Below are 3,334 nucleotides of genomic sequence, written 5' to 3' on the forward strand. Positions count from 1 at the left end.
CTCCCCAACCCTCCCCTTGCCAAGGGGAGGGTTGGGGAGGGGTCTTGTCTATGTGTTGCATTATTTTTTCAAATTGGTATTACAAGGTTATGCAAATGTGAAAATTTGAGAAAGCTCTGGAATCAGCAACTGATTCCAGTGCTTAATAACGAAGAAACTTGAGCCTCTATATTGTTGCTAATGGCTGTTACCTAGCGAAGCGTCTCAAAAGACGAGGTACACCTTCTCCTCCCAGGTTCAGAGTATCTTGCGCTCCAGTAATTAACCTACTCTTATTTGCTAGGGAATTAGAACTGCTACCTTGGGGGCCGGAACTAGTTGTTCCTTGGATAAATCCCTGGCTTTGACCGTAGATACTGCGACTATTTTCTGAATCAACGCCACCGGCTAACAGCTGTTGTTGCTCATCAGATAAATCGAGTAACAACTCTGATGCAATTATTGGATATGACATGATTATTGGCCTCACTTACAAATCAGGTGTTTCACCACCTAAGACCCAACTATAGGGATTGTTTGTCAGGATTTCATAAATCTTGAGACATAATTGAAAATTGCATTTTTGTTTCTCAAGGTAGATATAAAATCTTGTATTTCTTTTAGATATGAGAATGCGCTAGAGCAGGTATGGTCAATATTTGGCGTTTTTGAAAAGATTTAGAATATTTGCACACATATTAATGCCTTATGCCTTATTCCTGACCTCAAAAAATAATCTCGCAGCCTAAGTCCTTTAAATAATGGGATGATTGGAATTGATACTCAGTTGCACTCAAACAAAGTACTCTCATTCCCCACTTCCAGTTAAAGTTATTTTTTCGCTAAACAGACTCTACAACAGAAGTGCCAAAACGATAACCTTTGCCGTAAACTGTGTGAATCAGCGTACTTTCTTTACCTACTTCAATCTTACGCCGTAGCAAACGAATTAATGCAGCTATGACGTTGCTACTGGGTTGTTCTTCTTCTGGCCACAAAGTTTGCATAATCTGGGAATGAGTTAGCAGCTGTCCGGTATGTTCCATAAAATATTGCAATAACTGACTTTCTTTTTGCGAAAGTTCAATTATTCGTCCTTGGCGATAGGCTACTTGGTTTTCACAATCGAGTTCTAAATCAGCTACAGTCAAGCGTCCGGTGGTGGTTTCATAAGTTTGCGAACCAGAACGACGCAACAAAGCCCTGACTCTCGCTAGCAATTCTCGCAGTTCAAAAGGTTTGACTAAATAGTCGTCTGCACCAGCATCTAAACCTTCTACGCGGTCATCTAGGGTATCTTTGGCTGTCAGAAATAGCACAGGAGTCGTTTTGCCTTGGCGTCGCAATTCCTGACAAATTTGTAACCCTGTTTTTCCTGGCAGCATCCAATCTAAAATTAGCAGATCGTAGTTACCGATTCGTGCGCGATCGCTACCGCTTGTACCATCATAAGCGGCATCCACAGTATAACCCTCACGAGTTAACAAGCGACTCAATGGTTGGGTTAATTCAACTTCATCATCAACTAATAAAATTCTCATGCTGCTTGTGGTAAGCATATAGAGATATTCTCAATGTTATTCAACCGCAAATACGCAGGATACGAAGAAAAATAATGCTGACTGTTGCATTACCAAAAGGGGAACTTCTTAAACATAGCATCCGATTGCTACAAGCTGTAGGGTTGGATTTCAGTGCTTTTTTAGATTCGGGAAATCGCCAACTGCAAATTCCTGATGCCAAGGGACTGGCAAAAGGGCTATTGGTGCGGGCGCAGGATGTACCTGTTTATGTAGAATATGGTCAAGCACAACTGGGTATTGTTGGTTACGATGTGCTGCGGGAGAAACAGCCGCAAGTTGCCCACTTAGTGGATTTGCAGTTTGGATATTGTCGGATGTCCGTGGCGGTAAAAGCATCGAGTTCTTACCGATCGCCCCTAGATCTGCCACCACATGGTAGAGTTGCCTCAAAATATGTCAATTGCGCTCGTGAATATTTCCAAAGTCTCGATTTACCTGTAGAAATAGTGCCGCTATATGGTTCAGTAGAACTAGGGCCAATTACTGGGATGTCAGAAGCGATCGTGGATTTAGTTTCCACAGGGCGGACTTTACGCGAAAATGGTTTGATTGAAATCGCTACTCTGTATGAAAGTACGGGGCGATTAATAGCCCATCCCCTGAGTTATCGTCTCAACACTGGCAATTTAAGTGATGTTATTAGCAAGGTGCGGGAGACTGTTTTGTTGGGGGTTTAGGCATTGGGCATTGGGCATTGGTTTTGTCTAAAGCCAAAACCGCCCCCAATACTTGTCGGGTTTTGGGGGAAAGGGAAAGGGGAAAAGGGAAAGAAAAAACCTTTACCCCTTACCCTTTAACCCCTTCGGGGTTCGCCAGTCGCTCATGGGGGAAACCCCCAAGACCGCGCTGGCTCACCTTTTCCCCAAACCAAATTCCAGTTTAAAATCCTTAACCGAGCAGTATTGAAACCGCCCCTGTCCTTAGCAAGGGGAGGGGGTTGGGGGTGGGGTAAAATGCTTGTGGGATAAGCATTTGAACTTAAGTTGACACCAATGTTTGTACTGCCCTTTCCTACGAGATGTACTTGTGTTTGACTACACTCAGCTGTAAGTTGGGTTGAGCAAAGCAAAACGAAACCCAACACATCCTATTGTTGATTGAATTTGCTCAAGGGTTGATTGAATTTACTCAAGGGTTGATTGAATTTGCTCAAGCGTTCGTTGAATTTGCTCAAGCGTTCGTTGAATTTGCTCAAGCGTTCGTTGAATTTGCTCAAGCGTTCGTTGAATTTGCTCAAGGGTTGATTGATACTAAGTTATAATCATAGGTAATATTTTTACCTCTATCTTTCCTGTCCTCTGGCTTCCAAAACTAATATTTTTGAACGCAACGAAGTATAAATTTGGGTAACCACCGGACGGGTGAGAACGCTACTACTGGCGTGTCAAGCCTTAAATGTTGCAATAGATTTTATTGTGGGATGGGTGTCCTCACCCGTCCGGGCGGGCAGGATGCCCACCCCACAAGAGTCAAGCTAATGCACCATTTTAGTCTTGTCACGCCACTACAAGATTTGATGTAAATAATATCGTCTAAAATTTGTTTAAACTGGGATTATGGCGATCGCCAAAGTTGGCGGGCTAAATAGAATAGCTGACTGCTGGGCATGGCTTTTCTCAAATTTGAATTGAACTTTTAAAAAAGCACAAGGGCTTCAATACTTGTCGGGTTTTGGGGAAAAGGGGCAGGGGAAAGGGGAAAGAAAAAACCTTTACCCTTTACCCTTTAACCCCTTCGGGGTGACGCTCCTTCGTCGCTAACGCTGACGCTAA

4 protein-coding genes are annotated in these 3,334 nt (G+C 43.2%); 2 read left to right on the forward strand and 2 right to left on the reverse strand.

What is annotated here, in order from left to right; genetic code table 11:
• Nucleotides 1-187 precede the first annotated feature (187 nt).
• Both GNE10_RS33190 and rppA read right to left on the reverse strand, forming a co-directional pair.
• Nucleotides 188-454, reverse strand: coding sequence for a CTB family bacteriocin (locus GNE10_RS33190; RefSeq protein ID WP_185570310.1), 267 nt, complete (start codon nt 452-454; stop codon nt 188-190).
• Nucleotides 455-821: 367 nt separating this feature from the next.
• On the reverse strand, nt 822-1,520 hold the full coding sequence (gene rppA / locus GNE10_RS33195) for a two-component system response regulator RppA (RefSeq protein ID WP_185570312.1): 699 nt from the start codon (nt 1,518-1,520) through the stop codon (nt 822-824).
• 74 nt (nt 1,521-1,594) lie between these two features.
• Between rppA and hisG the strand changes: the two genes are divergently transcribed.
• Nucleotides 1,595-2,239 carry an ATP phosphoribosyltransferase gene (gene hisG, locus GNE10_RS33200; RefSeq protein ID WP_099068742.1) on the forward strand — a complete coding sequence of 215 codons (645 nt, stop codon included), beginning with the start codon at nt 1,595-1,597 and terminating at the stop codon, nt 2,237-2,239.
• Between the two features lie 413 nt (nt 2,240-2,652).
• The gene (locus tag GNE10_RS33205; RefSeq protein ID WP_185570311.1) at nt 2,653-2,823 is read left to right on the forward strand and encodes a hypothetical protein; all 171 of its coding nucleotides are present in this window, start codon (nt 2,653-2,655) and stop codon (nt 2,821-2,823) included.
• The last annotated feature ends 511 nt before the right edge of the window (nt 2,824-3,334 follow it).

The organism is Nostoc sp. 2RC, assembly GCF_014222165.1.
In the GTDB taxonomy this organism is placed as follows: domain Bacteria; phylum Cyanobacteriota; class Cyanobacteriia; order Cyanobacteriales; family Nostocaceae; genus Nostoc; species Nostoc linckia.

Bases quoted from the DNA above. Each gene is read 5' to 3' on its own strand.
- hisG (WP_099068742.1), top strand. From the start codon at position 1,595: ATGCTGACTGTTGCATTACCAAAAGGGGAACTTCTTAAACATAGCATC.
- rppA (WP_185570312.1), bottom strand. From the start codon at position 1,520: ATGAGAATTTTATTAGTTGATGATGAAGTTGAATTAACCCAACCATTG.
- GNE10_RS33190 (WP_185570310.1), bottom strand. From the start codon at position 454: ATGTCATATCCAATAATTGCATCAGAGTTGTTACTCGATTTATCTGAT.